Below are 14,955 nucleotides of genomic sequence, written 5' to 3'. Positions count from 1 at the left end.
CTCCGATCATGACGGTGATCACCGCCGATCGGGTAGCCTGGACGACGCCCGACGACTGGATAGCGCAGCCGGGCAGCCCTCGGCACTCTGAGGGCGATGAGTACCGCCCAGCATCCCAACGGGAGCGGGCGACAAGCGAATAGTGGGTACCGCCGTGGACATCGATCTGACCGTCCTGCGCCTGATGGAGCGCGAACGCGAGATCCCCTTCGAGGAGCTCGTCGGAATCATCGAACAGGCGATCCTGACCGCCTACCTCAAGCACACGGGTGCGCCAGAGGTGAAGCACGGATCCGATGCCCCCGCCGCCGCGCGCGTGCACATCGACCGCAAGTCGGGCCACGTCGCGGTGTTCGCGACCGAGTTCGACGATGAGGGCGCTGTCGTCGGCGAATCGGAGGAGAGCCCCAGCGACTTCGGCCGGATCGCGGCCTTCGCCGCCAAGCAGGTCATCAACCAGCGCCTGCGGGACATCGGCGACGACAAGGTCCTCGGCGAGTTCCGCGGACGCGAGGGCGACATCATCGCCGGCGTCATCCAGCAGGGTCCGAACCCGCGGATGATCCACGTCGATCTCGGCACGATCGAGGCCATCCTGCCTCCCGAGGAGCAGGTCGCGGGGGAGTCCTACCCCCACGGAGAGCGCATCCGCGTCTTCGTGACCAGCGTGACCAAGGGCGCCAAGGGCCCGCAGATCACCGTGTCCCGGACCCATCCGTCGCTGGTCCGCAAGCTCTTCGCGCTCGAGGTGCCCGAGATCGCCAGCGGTCTGGTCGAGATCGTCTCGCTCGCCCGCGAGGCCGGCCACCGCAGCAAGATCGCGGTCCGCGCCACGCAGCCCGGCATCAACGCCAAGGGTGCATGCATCGGCGAGCTCGGACAGCGGGTCCGGGCGGTGCAGACCGAGCTGGGCGGCGAGAAGATCGACATCGTCGACTACTCGGACGACCTGCCGACCTTCGTGGCGAGCGCGCTGTCTCCCGCCAAGGTGTCCAGCGCCTTCATCATCGACGCGAACCTCAAGGCCGTCCGCGCGCTGGTGCCCGACTACCAGCTCTCGCTGGCGATCGGCAAGGAGGGCCAGAACGCCCGCCTCGCCGCCAAGCTGACGGGCGCCAAGATCGACATCCAGCCGGACAGCATCCTCGACGACTAGACCACGCCGCTTCTCGCACGGATCCGGAGACGGCGGAGGTACCGCTGGTGATCGGCGGCGATTTCGCGCCGATCGGTCGGATCTACGTGGCGCTCTCCGGATCCGCGCAACTTCTCCGGATCCGTGAAAGCCAGCGCGGATGGGTTCACGGGTTGTTCAGAGGTCGAGGGAACATGCGTTGGGCCCGGGGCGTTACACTGATCGAGTCCCCCTCTCGATTGCACGCGATTCCGCATGCCCGACGAGGTCAACCGTAGAGACAAGGCTGAAAAGGCTTATGGACACCAAATGAGCAGCTCCAAATGAGTTCCTCACCCCTCTAACGGTCTGCCCTGCCTGGGTAGACCCCAGACAGGAGAAAAGTGGCAGCGAAACCACGCGTGCACGAGGTCGCAAACGATCTCGGCATTGATACAAAGGTCGCCCTGGCGAAGCTCAAGGAGATGGGCGAGTTCGTCAAGGGACCGTCCTCGAGCATCGAGCCCCCGGTCGTCCGCAAGCTGAAGGCCCGACTCGAGGCCGACGGCATCACGGGCAGCAAGCCCGCGGCAGCCGTCGCAACGGCTCCGAGCACCCCCGCCGGTACCCCGGCCGCCCGACCCACGTCGGCCAGCCCGGCATCTGCAGCGCCCGCCCCGGCGCGCGCCGCGACCCCGTCCTCCATCGCGCCCGCTCCGGCCGCAGCCCCTGCGCCGACCCGTGCCCCCGAGGCTCAGCGTCCCGCCGCCAGCGCGCCCGCGCCCGCCAGCGCCCCGCGCTCTCCGCAGAGCCCGTCCGCTCCCGAGCGTCCGGCCGCCGCGGCATCCGCCCCGGCTCCTGCGCCGACCGACGGATCCTCCGGGATCCCGCGTCCGGGCATCCCGCGCCCCGGCCAGCCGCGTCCGGGCAACAACCCCTACGCCAGCAGCCAGGGCATGCAGCGCCCCGGCGCACCGCGCCCCGGCAACAACCCCTTCGCGGCCAATCAGGGCATGCGTCCGGGCGGAGCACCCGGCGCGACCGGCCCCGGCGGCATCCCGCGTCCCGCAGCACCCCGCCCCGGCGCCCCGCGCCCGGGTGGACCGGGTGCTCCCGGCGCACGTCCCGGCGCACCCGGCTCGCGTCCCGGATTCCAGCAGCGTCCCGGCAGCCCGGGAGCACGTCCCGGCGGCGCCGGCGGCGGCTTCCAGCGTCCCGGCGGCGCGCCCGGCACCGGGTTCGGCGCCCCGCGCCCCGCAGGTGGCGGCGCAGGCGGCCGTGGCCGTGGACCCGGCGGCGGCACCGCTGGTGCCTTCGGTCGCGGTGGCGGCAAGAGCAAGGCCCGCAAGTCGAAGCGCACGAAGCGCGCAGAGTTCGAGATGCGCGAGGCTCCGTCGCTCGGCGGCGTCAGCGTTCCCCGTGGCGACGGCACCACCGTGGTGCGTCTGCGCCGCGGCGCCTCGATCACCGACTTCGCGGACAAGATCGACGCCAGCCCCGGAAACATCGTGACCGTGCTGTTCCACCTCGGTGAGATGGCGACCGCCACGGAGTCCCTCGACGAGGCGACCTTCGACGTGCTCGGCACCGAGCTCGGCTACAAGATCCAGATGGTCTCTCCCGAGGACGAGGACCGCGAGCTGCTCGCCGGCTTCGACCTCGACCTCGACCAGGAGCTCGAGGACGAGAGCGACGAGGACCTCGAGATCCGTCCGCCCGTCGTCACCGTCATGGGTCACGTCGACCATGGAAAGACGCGCCTGCTCGACGCGATCCGCCAGACCAACGTCGTGGCCGGTGAGGCGGGTGGCATCACCCAGCACATCGGTGCGTACCAGGTGTGGACGGAGCACGAGGGCTACGAGCGCGCCATCACCTTCATCGACACCCCCGGTCACGAGGCGTTCACCGCCATGCGTGCCCGCGGCGCCCAGGTGACGGACATGGCGGTCCTCGTGGTCGCCGCGGATGACGGCGTCATGCCGCAGACGGTCGAGGCGCTCAACCACGCCCAGGCCGCCGGCGTGCCGATCGTCGTCGCCGTCAACAAGGTCGACAAGGAAGACGCCAACCCGGCCAAGATCCGTCAGCAGCTGACCGAGTTCGGTCTGGTCGCCGAGGAGTACGGCGGAGACGTCATGTTCGTCGACGTGTCGGCCCGCAACGGAACCGGCATCGAGAACCTGCTCGACGCGATCCTGCTCACCGCCGACGCCGGCCTCGACCTGCGTGCGAACCCCAACAAGGACGCACGCGGCGTCGCGATCGAAGCGCGCCTCGACAAGGGCCGCGGCGCAGTCGCGACCGTGCTCATCCAGTCCGGGACGCTGCGCGTCGGCGACTCCATCGTGGCGGGCACGGCCTACGGCCGTGTTCGTGCGATGAGCGACGAGAACGGCGTCGCGATCTCCGAGGCGTACCCCGCACGGGCCGTCCAGGTGCAGGGCCTCTCGTCGGTCCCGCGCGCCGGCGACACCTTCCTCGTCACCGAGGAGGACCGCACCGCGCGTCAGATCGCGGAGAAGCGCGAAGCCGTCGAGCGCAACGCCCAGCTGGCCAAGGCCCGCAAGCGCATCTCGCTCGAGGACTTCACCCGTGCACTCGAAGAGGGCAAGGTCGACGCGCTCAACCTCATCATCAAGGGCGACGTCTCGGGTGCTGTCGAAGCACTCGAAGAGGCGCTGCTCAAGATCGAGGTCGACGACAGCGTGCAGCTGCGGATCATCCACCGCGGCGTCGGCGCCGTCACCGAGAGCGACGTCAACCTCGCGACCGTCGACAACGCGATCATCGTCGGATTCAACGTGCGCCCCGACAGCAAGGCACGCGAGCGTGCAGCCCGTGAGGGAGTGGACATCCGCTTCTACTCGGTCATCTACGCCGCTCTCGAGGACATCGAGAGCTCGCTCAAGGGCATGCTCAAGCCGGAGTTCGAGGAGCACCAGTCGGGCCTCGCGGAGATCCGCGAGATCTTCCGCTCCTCCAAGGTCGGCAACATCGCCGGTGTGCTGGTCCGCTCGGGAATCATCACCAGGAACGCCAAGGCGCGGGTCATCCGCAACGGCGTCGTGGTGGGCGACAACCTGGCGATCGACTCGCTGCGCCGCTTCAAGGACGACGTCACCGAGGTGCGCGACGGCTACGAGGCCGGTATCGGTCTGGGCAAGTTCAACGACATCCAGATCGGCGATGAGATCGAGACCATCGAGATGAAGGAGAAGGTGCGCGCCTAGCGGACCCCATCCCTACCTACGTTCCGGTCGGATACCTACGCTATTTCGTAGGCATTCGGCCGGAACGTAGGTATTTCTGCAGGACCTGGTTCCAGAAAGGACCACACCCATGGTCGACCACGGACGCGCGCTCAAGCTCGCGGATCGCATCAAGGAGGTCGTGGCCAAGCGCCTCGACAAGGGCATCCGCGACCCCCGACTCGGCTTCGTCACCATCACGGACGTCCGGGTGACCGGTGACCTCCAGCACGCCTCGATCTTCTACACGGTCTACGGATCGGATGAGGAGCGCGCCGACAGCGCCGCTGCGCTCAAGGCGGCGACCGGCATGCTGCGCACCGAGGTCGGCCGCAACATCACCACGCGACTCACGCCCAGCCTCGAGTTCATCGCCGACGCGGTCCCCGAGAACGCGGCCGCCATCGAGTCGCTGCTCGCCGAGGCGCAGCAGCGTGACAAGGCGGCTCAAGAGCTCGCGAGCTCGGCCGCGTACGCCGGCGACGCCGACCCGTACGTGAAGCCGCGCGAGCTCGACGACGAGGAGTAGGACGGCTCGACCGACGCTTCAGCTGGCCCGTCGACTCTCCGGCTGAACCGGAGAAGAGACGAGCCGCCGGAGGCTCGGGTGGCGCGCCGCCGGCGACTCATCGACGATTCTGCCCTCTGTGCAGGCGTTTCGCCCAATCTGTTGTTCAGCGAACGTGCTCATGGGTGGTCCCTCGACAGGATGACGTCCTACCGGACGACGCTCAGGGCAGGGCGTATCCGTCGGTCGTGTCCACGATCAGCCCGTCGGCGAGCAGCCCCGCGACGGAGCGATCTCGCTGGTCGGGATCGGGGATCAGCTTGGTCAGAGCCGCTCCGCCGATGGGGATGTTCGTCGAACGGAGCTCACCGAGGATTCGTCCACGGGCCTGCCGATCGGATCCCTCGTAGCGCTTCTGCACCGGCGTCCGAGGCCCGGTGAACTCCGGATAGCCGGCGGCGCGCCAGGCGCACAGCGCGGAGATCGGGCATTCGTCGCACCGAGGGGCTCGCGCGGTGCAGACGATCGCGCCCAGCTCCATGGTCCCGGCGTTGAAGGCACGGGCCTCGCGGATTCCACCGGGCAGATGGGCGTCCATCGAGGCGAGATCCTGAGTCGTCCGCGCGGGGCCGGGCTGTCCCAGGCCGTCCACTGCACGCGCCAGCACGCGCCGCACATTGACGTCGACGACCGGGTGCCGATGACCGTACGCGAATGCGGCGACGGCCCGCGCCGTGTACGGGCCGATGCCGGGCAGGCCCAGCAGAACCTCGACGTCCTCCGGCACCTCGTTGCCGTGCTCCGCGGCGATCGCGGTGGCGCACGCGTGCAGCGCGAGCGCCCGTCGCGGATACCCGAGGCGCCCCCAGGCCCGAACGGCCTCGCCCGGAGGGACCGCAGCGAGATCGGCAGGGGTCGGCCAGCGCTCGAGCCATTCCAGCAGTCGCGGGATCACACGGACGACGGGCGTCTGCTGAAGCATGAACTCGCTGACCAGGGTTCCCCAGGCGCTGAACCCGGGACGACGCCAAGGCAGGTCCCGTCCGTTCTCGGCGAACCAGTCGATGATCGGCTCGGCCATTTCGGACGGGCGGGAGTCGGAGGCGGACTGCAGGTCCGTGATGCTCGACTCGTCGCTTGATTCCTGCCCCGCCGCCTGCCCTGCTTCCCGCCCCGACCCGTTCACCGGCTCGATCCTAGGTGCGCGCGGAGGACGGGAGCCCGCCGGAGCGTAGGCTCGACGCATGGCCAGATGGGCGCCGGCGAAACAGGACGTCTTCGACGACTTCGCCACTGAGATCCTGCACAACTACGGCACCGGACGCTGGCTGGTCGCGGTCGACGGTCGTGCGGGCGCCGGTCAGGGCGAGATCGCCGACGGCATCGCCGAAGCCATCCGCCGTTCCGGGGGTGGAGCAGAGCGGGCGAGCTTCGACTCGTTCAGCCCCGGGGCATCGGCCGACGCCTTCCGCGCGGACGTCGTGCTCCCGTTCCGCGCAGGCGAGGGCGACGCCATCCTCGTCGTCGATGGAAGCGGCCTCCTGCAGCCGCCGCTGTCGAGCGTCTTCATCTACTCGATCTGGATCGGCGTCGCGCCCGAAGGTGCCGAGGATCGGAGCACGGGGCAGCTCGACTACGAGCGCAGCTTCCGCCCGCGCGTCGCCGCGACCGCCAACCTCGACAACGGCGACCCGGAGCATCCGCGGCGCACCTTCTCCGACAGCTGCTGACGCGGAGGGCCTCGATACGGCCGTGAACGGCCTACTCGACCACCGGGTGGGTGGGCAAGGGCCTCGATAGGGCCGTGAACGGCCTACTCGACCACCGGGGCAGGTCTCCTCGAGCGGCGGGGTCGACGCGCAGCCCCGCGCTCGGTGGTCGAGTAGGCGCGCCAGCGCCGTACCGAGGCCCCCCGCGGCCAGACGGCTCAGCGCACCTGTTCGGCGACCTCGGCGGGCGTGAGGAAGACGCCCGTCCGCTCCACCTCATGCACCAGCCGGGTCAGTCGCTCGTTGATCGGGGCGGCGACACCGGCGCGCGCGGCCGCCGCGACCACCGCACCGTTCAGGTAGTCGATCTCCGTCGGCAGGCCGCGCCGGATGCTCTGCAGGGTCGATCCGTAGTTCGGCACCTGGCCCATCCGCCGCGCCATCAGCCGGGGCAGCTGCTCGGCGAGCCGAGCGGGCACCCCGCGGATGACGGAGAGCAGCGGATCCGACAGCCCCTGGAAGCGCGCGAAGCGCACTCCGGCCGCGCGGGCGACGCCCACCGTCTCGCGGATGCTCGCCGTGAGCACCCGCCGAAGGTCCGGGTCGGCCACCGTCTCCTGCACGCTGAGCCCCGTGATCGCGGGGAGCGCATTGACCTGGTTGACGACCAGCTTCGACCACTGCGACGCGACGAGGTCGCGGGTCGCGCTTGTCGGCACCGCCTCGCCGAGCAGCTGCACGATCGGATCGGCGTCGTCCGTCGGCCCGATCACCAGCGACCCGGGTGCGGTGACCAGGATGCCGCCCGGCCGGGTCTGGGTCGCCGCCCACACCGACAGCCCGCCGAGGAGCCGAGAATTCGGGAGGAGCTCGCCGGCTCCGGTGATCGCGTCGAGCCCGTTCTGCACGATCAGCACCGGGGTGCCCACGCAGGCGCCGGCGTTCGCGGCGAGGGCTGTCGAGGCGTCCATGGCCTTCGTGGCGAAGACGACGAGGTCGTACGCCACGCCGCTCGGCAGGGTCTCCGCCGCCGAGGGGTGCGCGGTGTACTCCCCGAAGGCGCCCGTCAGCTGCAGCCCCGCCGAGCTGATCGCCTCGAGCGTCGCACCACGCGCAGCGACCGCTATCTCGTGCCCCGAGCGATCGAGCAGAGCCGCAAGGGTTCCGCCGATGGCGCCCACCCCGACCACTCCCACCCGCATGTCCCGATCCTAGGAGCCGTCGCGGCGGTCGCTGCCGTCCTGCGGGGGAGCGCCCTGCCGATGCGTGCGAGAATTCGGGCATGCCCGCACCATCCGAATCCGCGGGCATCGCCGCCGCAGCGCAGATCAGCACCAGCAACAGCACCGGCGTCCCGAACGGAATCCTCCTCGTCGACAAGCCGAGCGGCCCGACCAGCCACGACGTCGTATCGCGGGTGCGCCGAGCGGCGGGCACCCGCAAGGTCGGCCACGCCGGAACCCTCGACCCGATGGCGACCGGACTGCTCGTGCTCGGCCTCGGCCCCGCGACGCGGCTGCTCACCCACCTGGTGGGGATCGACAAGGTCTACCTGGCCACCATCCGACTCGGCCAGGCCACGACCACCGACGACGCGGAAGGCGACCCGGTCGGTCCGTTCATCGACGCGACGGCGGTCCGACAGGACGCCGTGCTCGACTCGATCGCCCGGCTCAGCGGAGCGATCCAGCAGGTGCCGAGCTCCGTCAGCGCCATCAAGGTCGACGGCCAGCGCAGCTACGCCCGCGTGCGTGCCGGTGAGGAGGTCGACCTGCCCGCCCGGCCCGTCATCGTCAGCGAATTCCGCGTGCTGGACCGACGGGATGCGACGGACCGGCCGGGCGCCGTCGACCTCGATGTCGTCGTCGCCTGCTCGTCCGGCACCTACGTCCGGGCGCTCGCCCGCGACCTCGGCGCCGCGCTCGGCGTCGGCGGGCACCTCACCGCGCTGCGCAGGACCCGTGTTGGGCCGTTCGACATCGAGGAATCCACCCGGCTGCAGGACGTCACCTCCGCGGACGACGCCCTGGCACCGGCAGCCGTCGCACGACGCCTGTTCCCGGCGATCGAGCTCGATGCCACCGACGCGATCGCCCTCGGGCACGGCAAGCGGATCGCGCTGCCCGCCTCAGCGCCCGGAGGCCCCATCGCGGCCATCGGTCCGGACGGCGCTCTGGTGGCCCTGATCACGGTGGGGGACGACCACGTGGGCCAGGTCCTGACCGGCTTCCCGTCCGTGGGACCGGCATGATCCCCTGGCTCGCCTATGTCGAGATCGCGGTCGCCGCAGCGGCGGGCCTGCTCGCGGCGGTGTCCGGACTGCTCGGCCGTCGGCCGTCGGACCTCACCCTGGGCGGAGCCGCACTGGTCGAGGTGCTGCTCATCGCGCAGATTGTCGTGGCGATCGTGGCGCCCTTCACCGGCAACAGCCCCACCGGCAATCCGCTCGAGTTCTGGGTCTACCTGGTCAGCGCCGCCCTGCTGCCGGCCGCCGGCATCGCCTGGGCGCTCGTCGACCGGGGGCGCTGGAGCACCGTCATCGTCGGCATCGCCTGCCTCGCCGTCGCGATCATGCTCTACCGGATGCTGGTGATCTGGACCGTCCAGCAGGCCTGAGCCCGCGCCCCGCGCCTCGCCGACCCATCCTGCGCCTCAAGGCGCATCGTCCCGCCCGCGCCCTGGGATAATCGAGAGCGTCATGACCAGCACCGAGCAGGATCCGCAGCCCCGCAGCTCCCGACGCGTTCGCGGGGTCGGCGTCGTGCTCATCGCCGTCTACGGTGTGCTCGCGCTCGCGGCCACGGGCCGCTCGACCGTCCAGATCATCACCGGCTTCGATCAGGCGCCGATCGCCTATTCGCTGTCCGCACTGGCGGCCGTGGTGTACATCCTCGCGACGATCGCCCTCATCGCGCCGGGCGCAGTCTGGTACCGGATCGCGCTGGTCACGATCAGCTTCGAGCTGCTCTTCGTCCTGGTCGTCGGCACACTGTCCGTGGTGGATGCCGAGCTCTTCCCGCGCAACACCGTCTGGTCGTACTACGGCATCGGCTATCTGTTCGTTCCCCTCGTGCTGCCGATCTTCGGCCTGCTCTGGCTGCGTCGTCAGCGCCGGGTCGCCGCCGCGCACATCCAGGGCCATACGATCGCAGCCGACACGGTCTCCAGCCCCGTCCCGCCGACCGGAGTCTGACGTGGAGGTCTTCCGCGACCTCGCCGGGCTGCCCTCCGGCTACGGCCCGAGTGCGGTCACCATCGGCAAGTTCGATGGCGTCCACACCGGGCATCGGATGATCCTCGACGAGATGCTGGCGCAGGCGCATCGGCGCGGGATCGCCTCGGTCGTGGTCACCTTCGACCGCAACCCGCTCGCCCTGCTGGCACCCGAGCGGTGCCCGGAGAGCCTGGTCAGCCTCGACCAGAAGCTCCAGCTGCTGGCGGAGACCGGGATCGACGCCACCCTCGTGCTGACCTTCGATGCCGCCATGGCCGCGAAGTCGCCCGTCGAGTTCGTCGACGAGGTGCTCGTGCGCGGCCTCGCTGCCCAGGTCGTCATGGTCGGCCCCAACTTCCGCTTCGGCGCCCGAGGTGCGGGGGACGGGGCGATGCTCCAGGAGCTGGGCGCCGAGCGCGGCTTCGAGGCCGTCGTCGCTCCGATCCGCGAGTCCGACGGCGACGCCGTCTCCTCGAGCCGGATCCGACGCCTCCTCGACGAGGGCGATGTCGCCCGCGCCGCGCAGCTGCTCGGCCGAGAGCCCCTCGTCCACGGGATCGTGGTGCACGGTCTGAAGCGGGGTCGAGAGCTCGGCTTCCCGACCGCCAACCTCGCCGCGGAGGCGGTCGGCTTCGCGCCCGGCGACGGCGTGTACGCGGGCTGGTTCACCGACCACTCGGTACCGGGCACCCCGCGATACCCGGCCGCCATCTCCGTGGGCACCAATCCGACCTTCGACGACGTCTCGCGCAAGACGATCGAGGCGCATGTCCTGGATCGCACGCTCGATCTCTACGGCCACGAGGTGGACGTGACCTTCGCGGCGCGCATCCGCGGCATGGTCGCCTACGACGGCGTGGGTCCGCTGATCGCTCAGATGGGTCGCGACGTCCAGGACGCTCGGGAGCTCCTGGCCGGCGGCTAGGGACTGCTCGTCGGTCCGACCCGGACCACCGCGGCTCAGGCGAAGACGGGGCGGACGTCCCGGCCGGCGACCCAGAGCAGCAGCACCGCCGAGGTGGCACGGATGTCGGGCCCCGATCCGATCCGCCAGGAGGAGTCCGTGGGCGCCAGGGTGCGCTGCTGGACGATGCTGCGGATCGCGGGCGATGACGTCGCGGCCCGTGCGAGCACCGCTGCGCCGAATGCCTTCGTGTCGAAGCGCCGGAATGGCGGTGCGGACGCTGAGTCGGCCCGGACGGAGGTCACCGAGTCGTTCGCCGCCGCCGCTTCGGTGACCACCGGTCGTGTACCCGCAACTCCTGCGGACGAGTCGATGGGCGGCAGCTCGATGCCCAGTGCGTGGGCTATGTCGCAGGCGGCGAGCATCACCTCGGTCAGGTCGCGCACTCCGCGTCGCGTGAGGGCGGCGGCCGCATCCCGCAGCGCGGCCACCAGCTGGTCGGGAGATCGAGGGTCGGATCCCACGAGGAGCGTCGGGAAGAGCAGCTCGAAGGTGGTGCTCTCGACCCGGTGAGCGAGCCGCTCAGCCACCGCAGTCACGGTCATGAGACCGGAGGACTCGTGCGGCGCATCGTCTCGGAGCGGACCCCCCAGAATCGACGGTCGACGCGACGGGCGCATGCTGTCGCTGCTCCAGGCGTCCGGGGGCAATGACTCGAGCAGATCCGCCAGAGCCATGAGCGACTGCGACGTCAGAGGCCGCCAATCGCCCGTGACGCCGCTCTCATCGACCGGCTCGCGGTTGCTGAGCGGGAGGTAGCGTCGGAAATCGGCCACGCGGCCAGCCTAGGCAGAGCGCAGGACGAGGGCGGCCGCACCGAGCAGGGGGCCGTCGCCGCCGAGTCCGCTTGGCACGATCTCCGCGCGGGCGACGAAGGGAAAGGGGGCGGCCTGATCTCGGGCCTCCCGGACCAGGGCGAGATAGTCGGGCGAGACCGCGACGAACCCCCCACCGATCACCACGACGTCGAGGTCGAGCAGGGCGCTCGCCGAGGCGATGACCGCGCCGACGGCGCTCGCGCTGCGTCGGACGGCGGCGACGGCCAGCGGGTCCGCGCCGGCGTAGGCAGCGGCGAGCTCCTCGCCCGTGCGTCCCTGCCAGCCGAGCTCCCTGGCCCAGCCGACGATGTTCGGCCCGCTCGCCAGGCGCTCGGAGGTCGCCGGCAGTCCGCCGACGCCCTCGGGAAGGTAGCCCGGGACCGTCACCTGCCCGATGTGTCCGGCATTGCCCGTTCCGCCGAGCAGCGGGCGGCCGTCCATGACGATGCCTCCGCCGATTCCGGTCGAGACCACCATGCCCAGCACGCTCCGTCGGCCGACCGCCGCGCCGACCCAGTGCTCGGCGAGCGTGATGCACAGTCCGTCCAGCGCGAGGTGGACGGGAAGCTCGGGGCGTGCGGCCGAGACAGTCCGGCGCAGCGGGAAATCGGCGCAGCCGGGCAGGTTCAGCGGCGAGACCGTGCCGGCGTCGAGGTCGAGCGGCCCCGCGCTGCCGATGCCGATCCCCGTCAGCCCGGATCCGGACGGCAGCTCGCCGAGGGCCCCGCCGATGACCGTCGACAGCGCGGCGGACAGCGAGGCGTGCGTGGAGTCCGGACCCGTCGGCGCACGTCGGCGCGATCGGGCGAGCACGACGGCATCCTCCGACACCAGCGCGGCCTCCACCTTGGTGCCGCCGAGGTCGACCGCCAGTGCGAAGCGCATCGTCCTGTCCTTGTCCTGTCCTGGCCTGTCGTCAGGTGTTCGGGAGTGCGGGGCGATCAGTAGGAGCTGGAGTCGGTCGTCGAGGCGGAGGCCTCGCCGTGCTCGAGTCGATGCGCGAGGTCGTCGAGGATGGTCGCCGTCGCGCTGGTGCCGAACCGGGTCACTCCCAGCTCACGCATCTCGAGGAGGGTGTCGAGATCGCGGACGCCGCCGGATGCCTTGACCTCGACGCCGGCCGAGACGCTGGCGCGCATCAGGGTGAGGTGAGGGATGGTCGCCCCGCCGCCGGCGAATCCGGTGGAGGTCTTGACGAAGTCGGCTCCCGCGCGCTCGGCCGCCTCGCAGCCGGCCACGATCTCCTCATCCGAGAGGAAGGCGGTCTCGAGGATGACCTTGACGAGCGTGCCGTCGGCCGCGTCGACGACGGCACGGATGTCGTCCTCGACATCCGTGATGAGACCGCTGCGCAGCCGGCCGATGTTCAGCACCATGTCGAGCTCGGCCGCGCCGTCCGCGATGGCCTGGCGCGCCTCGGCGGCCTTGGCCTGGGATGACGTGGTGCCGTGCGGGAATCCGATCACCGTGCCCACCAGCACGCCGCTGCCCTCGAGCTTCGAGACGGCGTGCGCGATGTCGGACGGCCGCACGCAGACGCTGAAGATGGAGTACTGGGCCGCGGTGTCGAGCTGGCTGTCGACGTCGGCGCGGGTGAGCTCGGGCTTGAGGATCGCGTGATCGATCAGTCCGGCGATCTCGGCGACCGAGGGGAGAGTCTGCGTGGTCATGGGCCCAGCCTACGAGTCGCCGCGCGACCGGAGGCGGCGGGGCGACTCCCAAGCTCCCAGCCGGACCCGCGGCGTACGCTGACGCGATGACCACGAGCCCCGACGGATCCGATCAGGCAGCAGCGAAGCCGACCCAGCAGGGAGAGGCGACACCGGCCGGCGACGTCCGGCGCGTGCTCGTCACTGGTGCAACCGGCTACGTCGGCGGCCGCCTCGCTCCGCGGCTGGTGGAGGCGGGATTCGCCGTGCGGGCACTGGTCCGCGATCCGCAGAAGCTGGCCGACGTGCCATGGGCGCCCGATGTGGAGATAGTGACGGCCGACCTCGCCGACCCATCGACCCTCGAGGCCGCCTTCCGCGACGTCGAGACCGTCTACTACCTCGTGCACTCGATGGCCAAGGGTCACGGCGAGCGCTTCGAGGACGTCGAGCGCGGCAACGCCGAGAACGTCGCGAAGGCGGCGAAGGCGGCGGGCGTCTCCCGGATCGTCTACCTCGGCGGCCTGCACCCCGACGGCGAGAAGCTGAGCCGGCACCTCGAGAGCCGCAAAGTGGTCGGCGAGGTGCTCATGGCGTCGGGCGTGCCGACGGTCATCCTGCAGGCGGGCATCGTCATCGGGTCCGGAAGCGCGTCGTTCGAGATGATCCGCCACCTCACCGATGTGCTGCCGTACATGCCCGCGCCGAAGTGGGTGCGCAACTTCATCCAGCCGATCGCCGTCCGCGACGTGCTGCACTATCTGGTCGAGGCGGCCGATCTGCCCGTCGGGCTCAACCGCGCGTTCGACATCGGCGGCCCGGATGTGCTGCGCTACGGCCAGGCCATGAACGGCTACGCCCTCGAGGCGGGCCTGCATCAGCGGCCGATCGCCAGCCTGCCCCTGCTCACGCCGGGACTCGCCTCGCACTGGGTGAACCTCGTGACCCCCGTGCCGCGGGCGATCGCCGTGCCGCTCGTCCAGTCGCTGCAGCACGACTGCGTGGTCCGGGAGCACGACATCGACGCCTACATCCCGCCGCCCGCCGAGGGGCTGCTGCGCTACCGCCTCGCCGTCCGCTACGCGCTGCAGCGCGAGCGAGACGGCCAGGTCGAGACCAGCTGGCGCAACTCCAGCGTCTCGGGCACTCCGTCCGATCCTCTGCCCACCGATCCGAACTGGGCCGGCCACACCGTCTTCACCGACGACCGGACCCAGAAGAGCGCGGCGCCCCGTGAGGAGCTGTGGAAGGTCATCGAGGGCATCGGCGGGCAGAACGGCTGGTACTCCTTCCCGCTCGCCTGGGCGGTGCGCGGCTGGATGGACAGGCTGGTCGGCGGGGTGGGGCTGCGCCGCGGCCGCCGCGACGCCCAGCGGCTGCACACCGGCGACGCGCTCGACTGGTGGAGGGTCGAGCACATCGAGCGGGGCAAGGTGCTGCGCCTCCGCGCCGAGATGAAGGTGCCGGGGCGCGCCTGGCTCGAACTGTGGGCGACGGACGGCGAAGGCGGCGGATCGGTCTACCGCCAGCGAGCCGTCTTCTTCCCCCGCGGGCTCAGCGGCAGGCTGTACTGGTTCGCGATCCTGCCCTTCCACGGCATCATCTTCAGCGGAATGGCCAACCGGATCACGGCCACCGCCGAGAAGCAGCCGGCGCGTGAGGCCGGCACTGTCAGGCGCAGTCAGGCTCGGTGAGATCCGCGACCGGAGCTCGCGACAGGTGCGGTCC

At 70.9% G+C, this 14,955-nt stretch carries 14 protein-coding genes; 9 read left to right on the top strand and 5 right to left on the bottom strand.

The annotated features are described in order from the left end of the window. The first annotated feature begins 154 nt into the window (after positions 1 to 154). From nusA to rbfA, 3 genes are all read left to right on the top strand, one after another. Positions 155 to 1,156 (top strand): transcription termination factor NusA, encoded by a 1,002-nt coding sequence (gene nusA / locus E6C64_RS05055; RefSeq protein ID WP_136426550.1) that lies wholly within the window; start codon positions 155 to 157, stop codon positions 1,154 to 1,156. Positions 1,157 to 1,518: 362 nt separating this feature from the next. After that, positions 1,519 to 4,347 (top strand): translation initiation factor IF-2, encoded by a 2,829-nt coding sequence (gene infB / locus E6C64_RS05050; RefSeq protein ID WP_136426549.1) that lies wholly within the window; start codon positions 1,519 to 1,521, stop codon positions 4,345 to 4,347. 109 nt (positions 4,348 to 4,456) lie between these two features. Then, entirely contained in the window at positions 4,457 to 4,894 is a 438-nt protein-coding gene (gene rbfA, locus E6C64_RS05045; protein WP_136426548.1) for a 30S ribosome-binding factor RbfA, read from the top strand. 202 nt (positions 4,895 to 5,096) lie between these two features. On the opposite strand, the gene E6C64_RS05040 is transcribed toward rbfA, so the two are convergent. Then, positions 5,097 to 5,954 (bottom strand): iron-sulfur binding domain-containing protein, encoded by an 858-nt coding sequence (locus tag E6C64_RS05040; protein WP_136426597.1) that lies wholly within the window; start codon positions 5,952 to 5,954, stop codon positions 5,097 to 5,099. 163 nt (positions 5,955 to 6,117) lie between these two features. Here E6C64_RS05040 and E6C64_RS05035 point away from each other — a divergent pair, with 163 nt between their 5' ends. After that, the gene (locus tag E6C64_RS05035; RefSeq protein ID WP_136426547.1) at positions 6,118 to 6,603 is read left to right on the top strand and encodes a nucleoside/nucleotide kinase family protein; all 486 of its coding nucleotides are present in this window, start codon (positions 6,118 to 6,120) and stop codon (positions 6,601 to 6,603) included. 197 nt (positions 6,604 to 6,800) lie between these two features. Here E6C64_RS05035 and E6C64_RS05030 read toward each other — a convergent pair whose 3' ends face one another. Then, complete coding sequence (locus E6C64_RS05030; RefSeq protein ID WP_136426546.1) at positions 6,801 to 7,784, bottom strand: ketopantoate reductase family protein; 984 nt, start codon at positions 7,782 to 7,784, stop codon at positions 6,801 to 6,803. A gap of 80 nt (positions 7,785 to 7,864) precedes the next feature. Here E6C64_RS05030 and truB point away from each other — a divergent pair, with 80 nt between their 5' ends. The 4 genes from truB (at position 7,865) to E6C64_RS05010 (ending at position 10,721) form a co-directional block, all read left to right on the top strand. Then, the gene (gene truB, locus E6C64_RS05025; protein ID WP_136426545.1) at positions 7,865 to 8,833 is read left to right on the top strand and encodes a tRNA pseudouridine(55) synthase TruB; all 969 of its coding nucleotides are present in this window, start codon (positions 7,865 to 7,867) and stop codon (positions 8,831 to 8,833) included. After that, positions 8,830 to 9,198, top strand: coding sequence for a hypothetical protein (locus E6C64_RS05020; protein ID WP_136426544.1), 369 nt, complete (start codon positions 8,830 to 8,832; stop codon positions 9,196 to 9,198). Before truB ends, E6C64_RS05020 begins: the two co-directional genes overlap by 4 nt. 82 nt (positions 9,199 to 9,280) lie before the next feature. After that, a complete protein-coding gene (locus tag E6C64_RS05015; protein WP_233255476.1) occupies positions 9,281 to 9,775 on the top strand; it encodes a hypothetical protein in 495 nt (164 codons plus the stop codon). Position 9,776: 1 nt separating this feature from the next. Next, positions 9,777 to 10,721, top strand: a complete 945-nt coding sequence (locus E6C64_RS05010) for a bifunctional riboflavin kinase/FAD synthetase (RefSeq protein WP_136426543.1) — start codon at positions 9,777 to 9,779, stop codon at positions 10,719 to 10,721. Positions 10,722 to 10,756: 35 nt separating this feature from the next. Here E6C64_RS05010 and E6C64_RS05005 read toward each other — a convergent pair whose 3' ends face one another. The 3 genes from E6C64_RS05005 to deoC are packed head-to-tail and all read right to left on the bottom strand — an operon-like array spanning position 10,757 to position 13,248. Next, a complete protein-coding gene (locus tag E6C64_RS05005; RefSeq protein WP_136426542.1) occupies positions 10,757 to 11,536 on the bottom strand; it encodes a hypothetical protein in 780 nt (259 codons plus the stop codon). Positions 11,537 to 11,545: 9 nt separating this feature from the next. Next, positions 11,546 to 12,463 (bottom strand): ROK family protein, encoded by a 918-nt coding sequence (locus E6C64_RS05000; RefSeq protein ID WP_136426541.1) that lies wholly within the window; start codon positions 12,461 to 12,463, stop codon positions 11,546 to 11,548. Positions 12,464 to 12,519: 56 nt separating this feature from the next. Beyond that, positions 12,520 to 13,248, bottom strand: a complete 729-nt coding sequence (gene deoC / locus E6C64_RS04995) for a deoxyribose-phosphate aldolase (RefSeq protein WP_136426540.1) — start codon at positions 13,246 to 13,248, stop codon at positions 12,520 to 12,522. 86 nt (positions 13,249 to 13,334) lie between these two features. Between deoC and E6C64_RS04990 the strand changes: the two genes are divergently transcribed. Continuing rightward, complete coding sequence (locus E6C64_RS04990; protein ID WP_136426539.1) at positions 13,335 to 14,921, top strand: SDR family oxidoreductase; 1,587 nt, start codon at positions 13,335 to 13,337, stop codon at positions 14,919 to 14,921. The last annotated feature ends 34 nt before the right edge of the window (positions 14,922 to 14,955 follow it).

The organism is Naasia lichenicola (assembly GCF_004801885.1).
GTDB classification, from domain to species: domain Bacteria; phylum Actinomycetota; class Actinomycetes; order Actinomycetales; family Microbacteriaceae; genus Naasia; species Naasia lichenicola.
The sequence above is the reverse complement of the archived record's forward strand: the minus strand, read 5'-3'. Positions and strand labels throughout refer to the sequence as shown.